The 6,375-nt window shown below is 45.4% G+C and carries 4 protein-coding genes and 1 riboswitch; of the genes, 1 reads left to right on the top strand and 3 read right to left on the bottom strand.

Annotation, left to right across the window (positions count from 1 at the left end; all coding sequences use genetic code 11):
• The 3 genes from btuB to ACH10T_RS03905 all read right to left on the bottom strand — a co-directional run.
• Positions 1-1,815, bottom strand: a 1,815-nt coding sequence (gene btuB / locus ACH10T_RS03915) for a TonB-dependent vitamin B12 receptor (protein WP_394808022.1), incomplete at its 3' end; no start/stop codon positions are given.
• A 139-nt stretch (positions 1,816-1,954) separates the two neighbouring features.
• A riboswitch (cobalamin riboswitch) is annotated at positions 1,955-2,174 on the bottom strand.
• A 166-nt stretch (positions 2,175-2,340) separates the two neighbouring features.
• Entirely contained in the window at positions 2,341-4,068 is a 1,728-nt protein-coding gene (locus ACH10T_RS03910) for a PQQ-dependent sugar dehydrogenase (RefSeq protein ID WP_394808021.1), read from the bottom strand.
• Between the two features lie 316 nt (positions 4,069-4,384).
• Positions 4,385-5,503 carry a transglutaminase family protein gene (locus tag ACH10T_RS03905; RefSeq protein ID WP_394808020.1) on the bottom strand — a complete coding sequence of 373 codons (1,119 nt, stop codon included), beginning with the start codon at positions 5,501-5,503 and terminating at the stop codon, positions 4,385-4,387.
• 84 nt (positions 5,504-5,587) lie between these two features.
• Here ACH10T_RS03905 and ACH10T_RS03900 point away from each other — a divergent pair, with 84 nt between their 5' ends.
• Entirely contained in the window at positions 5,588-6,280 is a 693-nt protein-coding gene (locus ACH10T_RS03900; RefSeq protein ID WP_394808019.1) for an alpha/beta hydrolase, read from the top strand.
• Positions 6,281-6,375 lie beyond the last annotated feature (95 nt).

The following is a 6,375-nucleotide window of genomic DNA, read 5'->3' as shown; positions in this document are numbered from 1 at the left end:
GGCAAAGAAATTTCGCCCTGGTTGATTGAAGAATGCAGCTGTTTCATAGCGTTCATTAAATAAATTTTCAATACGTCCTTGCAGGCGCCAATGTTTGTTCAAGATATATTCAGCACGTAGATCAAATTTGACGTAACTGTCGAGCTTACGGGTATTGGCCAGATCATCATAACGCTCGCCTTCGGCCAGAAGCATGGCACCCAATTTATAATATTGTCCAAACTGACGATCGGCATCCAGTCGGAATGACTGTTCAGCACGTCGTGGCAGTATATTACCTCGATTTAACTCAGAGGAACGATTCACCGGGTCAAGCAGTGTCAGGTTCGTATTGAATTGCCAGCCTTTTATTTGTGTGCTGATTACGCCCTCAAATCCGCGTATGCGTGCCTGGTCAATATTGGTGGGCGCGAAGGTGCTGGCGTCAAAAGCGATCAAATGAAGAATGTGGGTTTCATAAACGTTCAACGACCAATTTCCCCAATCTGCTTTGCCGCGAGTGCCGAATTCATAGCTGCGCGAGTCTTCCGGACGTAAATTCGGGTTACTAAAGCCGGGAAAGTACAATTCATTAAATGTGGGGGCTTTAAAAGCGCTACCGAAATTGGCAAGTAGGCGAATATTCTCAGTGAGCGGATAACCCCAGCCAGCGCCGCCGGTCACTCGGCTGCCAAATTGCTGATTATCATCATGGCGAAGGGATAATAAAATATCATGTTTAGCGACAGTTGCCTGATGCTGAGCAAATGCACCCCAATTTGTACGTGAGTTGACAGTGAATGCTTCCGTGCTTTTAACATGATCATTTTGATAATCTGTACCGACTGTTAACAATTGATTTTTACCCACAGTAAAATCATTCAGCAAGGTAACTGTATCGCGTATGGTATTAAACCGGCTTTGGAAAGCAGTGCCCAGGAAATTATCTGAATCGTCCCGGCTGCGGCCTGCAATCAGATTCATGCGCCAGAAATCTACTGGGGAGTAACGTGCTGTTCCGCCAAGAACTTGCTGTGCCAAGACAGCCTTATTGACAAAACTGCCATCAAACTCGGTCTTTCCCGCAGAATGCATAAAACTGGCATCAATTTCTAGCCCATTTTGAAACCGATAACCCCCGCGCATGCTGCCCGCGACATTGCGATAACCGTCCCGGTCAGGCTCATGAGTGAAACAACCCGCCGTATCGGAACCGGTACAAGCATTGAATCCTTTTGTGCCAATTCCGCTGGCATTCATATTTAACCAGCCTTGCGTACCTCTTTGCGATAAGCCCACCGAGCCCTCCAGTGTGCCATAGGTGCCGCCGCCAAAACCAAAATTCGGTTTGAGTCCGCCACTATCACCTTTGCGCGTAAAAATATGAATAACACCGCCGATGGCTTCAGAGCCATATAAACTGGAGCGTGGGCCACGCACAACCTCAATACGATCAATCTGTTCAATGGGAATGTTTTCAAACGCAGTCGTGCCGGATGTTGCTGAACCGACCTTGATGTTGTCGATCATCACCAGAATATGATCAGATTCGGTGCCTCGCATGAAAACGGATGTGTTCTTGCCAGCACCTCCGCTATTTGAAATACTCACCCCGGGTACGCCGCGTAACAGATCCTGAATTGATCGCGCCTGCTGACGTTCAATATCCGCGCGCGTAATGACCGTTACTGAAGCCAACGAAGACTCGACAGTTTGTGCCGTGCGCGTGGCTGTGACAATAACGGGTTTTTCTTGATGATCTGCAGTGGCTGCAAATACACTTGTTGCTGTGCCAAGCCATAGCACAGTCATTGCCGGTAAACGGTATTTTTGCATGATCTGATTCCTTCGCGCACACCCGCGCGTTGATAAATTCAATAAATAAGGAATGCAGAGGGGGATTTGAAATGGACAAACGGACCAGCCTGGAAAATAAAAGCTGATCATATTGCCACCGATCGCCCTCCGCGATACCGTAGTAACGTTCACTTCGGGCCGGTCTCCGGACTCATGAGCGGAATAAATTCCAGATCTGCGCCTTCCCGTGTTGTTACACAGTGGCGTAATGCAGATTGTTAACTCAATTACCGTTGCGGGGGCAGTGCTGGCATTGCCTGAATTTAATCAGAACGCACCAGCTTCCCGTTTAACCTTCAAGGAATAAATTTGAAGGCACCAAAAATGAGGATGTGAACTTACAGGATATGTGACTGGCGTGTCAAGGAATTGACGGTTTTCTTGGAGTCTTGGTTTTTATTAAGATCAACCGACTACCCGCCGCTTGTAATAAGAACCAGGTAGTAGATTGATGAGCGTGAAACAAATCAGCGTGAATGTAATGATATTTGGATTTACACGTTTTTATTTCACAAGCGTTGCCAGTTTTAGTTCAAAGGTTAGGATTGGTGAATCGGGTACCTGCTGAAGCTCGGCAGCATAAGTGGATATTTTACCGCCAACATCAGAGATATTGATAAACGGGAGATTGAGTTTGCCAGAAGGCTGATCAAAGATAGCGCCATCTCCACGGAAACGATCAGCTAACTTTTCAACTTGAACCAATTCAAACCGCAGTGGATCGCTATCAAGGACGTATTGCAAGCGGGCGCGATAAGCACTGCTATTGCCATCAGTAAGCCTGACATCTATGGTAGGTATCTCAAGCATGGCGGAATCAAAACTGGCATTGGGGATCAATTTATATACTGCACCAGTGGTTCCAAAAGGAATGCCAGTAGTGTTGCGGAGGACATAGAGTTCGCCATCGCCATCTTGCCCGAAACCAAGTACCCAAAATCCAGGTTGATCGAGTTCGGTCAGATCCAGTTCCAGAATATCGTTACCATCAGAATAAAAGAGCCGGCCATCACCACTGCCAGTCTTCGCTGTATCCCCAAACACATATTTTCCTTGTAAAGCAGGGATGGCATTGCCGCGATAAACAAAACCCCCAATGATAGCGATACCCTCATCGTGATCGTACTGTACGATCGGATCGACAAAATTCCCTGCAACCGTGCCGTCGGTGACAAACCCTGAATCGTTACCATTGGGTTCAAAGCGAAAACTGCCTTCTTTCAATCCCCAACCATAATTACCGCCGGGCTGAACTACGTTCACTTCCTCAATACTGTTTTGACCCACATCGGCAAGTATCAGCGCGCCAGTTTTGGAGTCGAATGAGAAGCGGAACGGGTTGCGGAAACCGTAGGCATACGTTTCAGGCAGAGCCGAACTTAAACCGATAAATGGATTATCATTCGGTATCCCATACTTTCCATTGCTTGAATTATTTCCTAATGGATCAATTCTTAACAAGCTGCCGAGGGGATTGCCGGGGTTTTGCCCATTGCCATCGGCGCCATGGCCGATGATGGGATTGCCGATAAAATCCTGACCATCACGGTCATCGGCACCGCCACCATCCCCGAAGGCGATATATAACATGTTGTCCGGACCAAAATTCAATGCTCCACCATTGTGATTGAATTGGGGTTGATCTACCGTTAGTAGTATTCTTTCATGCTTAATTGACTCGGGAGGGCTATTCAGGCTGGGAGAAACAACGCGGAATTCTTCGATGACGGAGTGATGATCGGCTATAGCACCAGGGGGCATGGTGGAAAAATCTATGGCATCAATTCCTATTCTTGAATCATAGATGTAAAACAAACCATTTTCGACGTACTGGGGATGGAAAGCAAAACCTAGAAAACCCCGCTCATCATAGGATTCGCTGCCAAATGCTCCCAACGGTACCTGATTGGAAGCAGAGAAAGCGAAAAAAATTTCTTTGTTATTTGTAGTTAAATCGATACGCCATATTTTCCGATCCTGATCACTGACATATAAATGGTCTGTCGCACCTGGAATAGGAATCGCCCAATTGGGTGCAGTAAGGCCGGTTGCAATTTGTTTCAGTCTTAATCTAATCGATCCCTTCTGAATAGGTACTGGAATTGGGTCATTCAGGCGGTGTCCTGCAGAATCTACTGATGCGCCTATTGTCGTTGAATGGGTATTAATCTCTGTTGCGTCGACTGCAATACCGAATAGTAATAAGGGCAATGTTAAATAATATAATTTCATTTTGAGACCTCCTGATAGTGAAATTAAATTTCTGCAGGCTCAGTTGCTCATTTTTTTGGCAAAAACGAGCTGGAAGTTTCTAATGGTTTTCTGTCCGTTGTGTTGTAACAGTTATTTGCAAATCTACTTAGGCAAGTGGAAGATCAACTGATTATTCTTGCCGATTAGCAAAGTATGGCTGATCGGTAAGCCATTGGCAAACGCTACTAATCCCAGATTACATTTAATGCACATCGCCGGAGAGAAACACACATCGCTGGATTTTCATGTGCTGGCAAATAGTATCTAGGGAAGCGCTGAATAATTTACCGCTTCCCTAAAGCTTGACACCGGTTCCGATGAGCTCGGCTGAGGTTATTTTGTATGAGAAATTCCCAGGATCCAGGCTGTCCAGTGTTTTTCCATCAATTTCTGCGTGGGGGAACATAAAGAAAGGTAATTTTCCGGTACTATTCGCAGGATTTAGTGACAAGTCGTCAGCATGATTGAATGTCAACCAGTTCATCTCCCAACTACCAAAAAATTTTTCCCTTAACTGAATGATTTTCGAATCATTCAGAGGCAGATTTTCTAATTTTGATACTTGTTGAACATCAGCCGGATTAACCGGTATCCAGCCGCGACCGGCTAGAAAGAATTCAGCCCGGCAGTGTTGGGATTGGCTAATGTCACCGTATTGCCCGATACAAGAGTGTAATTTCGATTCGTTGATGCGAATGCCATATTGGTTTCGTGCAGGAATATTGGCTGCTTTTGCAAGCGCAACAAACAATGAGTTTAGATCAACGCATTTTCCGGCCAGATCATTTTTCTCAAGCATGGACTTAACATCGCCTTGCCCGCGTCCACGAGTTCCTTGATCATATTGTGCATTGTCTATGACCCAATCATAGATAGCTCTTGCCTGTTCCAAGGTCGTTGCGGCATTTTTTCCCTTTATGATGGAGTGTGCGGTTTCACGTACAATGCCATTCGTTGGCTTCAGGTGAGTTGGGTTAAGGTAATTCTTGATGCTACTGGGCAGCGCAGAATTCTTGCTTGCAGGGTAAAGAGCAAGATCAAAGGAATGGCTGGCAGTTTTTACAATACAACTAACCGTGACATGCCGCTGATTGCTCTTTTGTTTTCCTTGCCATTCTGCTTTAAAAATGGGAAAGGCGCTTGTGCCGATAGTAGAAAATGAAGCTTTTGTCGCATTGCCGCCCCAGTTGCTGCCTTGTGTGAATTGAAAACTAGGATCATTGGTATCAGGTAGCGGAAGCCATAAGCGGGCGGAATTGCCTTTATCCGGAAGATCAACTTGAAAAGTTAGGCGATAACTGGTCCAATTACTAAAATCCGATGATTGCACCGGTTGTTGCGTGGCCATTAAGGATGAAACAGGGAAAGTCAGTACACTTGATCCAATTATTTTAATAAAATCCCTGCGCTTCATGGTTTCCTTTATGGTTTCTTTGAGTTACACAAATTTTATCCTATCAATTCTTTATGTCAATACAATGCAGGGTATTACTTCTAAATGATTACTGAAACAGTAAATTGTTTGCCTACCGTTGAGATTGAAACGAGACCTTGTCCTACTCATACCATTGTGTGGTTACATGGCTTGGGTGCCGATGGGAATGATTTTGTGCCGATAGCCAATGAATTGGAGCTATTATTGCCTGAGACATCGATTCGGTTTGTTTTTCCGCATGCGCCTGAGCGGGCAGTCAGTATGAATAATGGGTATATCATGCGTGCCTGGTATGACATTTACCATGCTGATTTTAATAATCGCCAGGATGAATCCGGTATTCGTGATTCACAGAAAGCCATTGATGTTCTGATTGAAAGGGAGATCCAGCGTGGTATCCCATCAAAACATATCTTGTTGGCCGGATTTTCACAAGGCGGCGCAATGGCGTTGCAGGCCGGTCTACGGCAGACCAATCCTCTTGCCGGGATTATTGCTTTGTCATGCTATTTACCACTTCCGGAAACGCTTACGACGGAAACCAGTGCTGCTAATGCATCAACACAAATATTTATGGCGCATGGAATTTATGATGTGGTAATACCATTAGCACATGCGGTTGCTTCAAGAGAAAAGTTACTTACTGCCAATTATCCACTTGAGTGGCATGAATACCCAATGGCGCATAGCGTATGTGAACAGGAAATAGTTGATATCAGCCGCTGGCTGGGGCGCATAAGCGGATGTCATATCTAATTTAAGGGTTTTAATAGGCATTATCTTTGCGCAGGACGATCCATGCGGTTTTGAGGATGATCCAAAGATCGAGCCAGATAGACCAGTGTTTCAGA

Source organism: Nitrosomonas sp., from assembly GCF_043753625.1.
Lineage (GTDB): Bacteria > Pseudomonadota > Gammaproteobacteria > Burkholderiales > Nitrosomonadaceae > Nitrosomonas.
The sequence above is the reverse complement of the archived record's forward strand: the minus strand, read 5'-3'. Positions and strand labels throughout refer to the sequence as shown.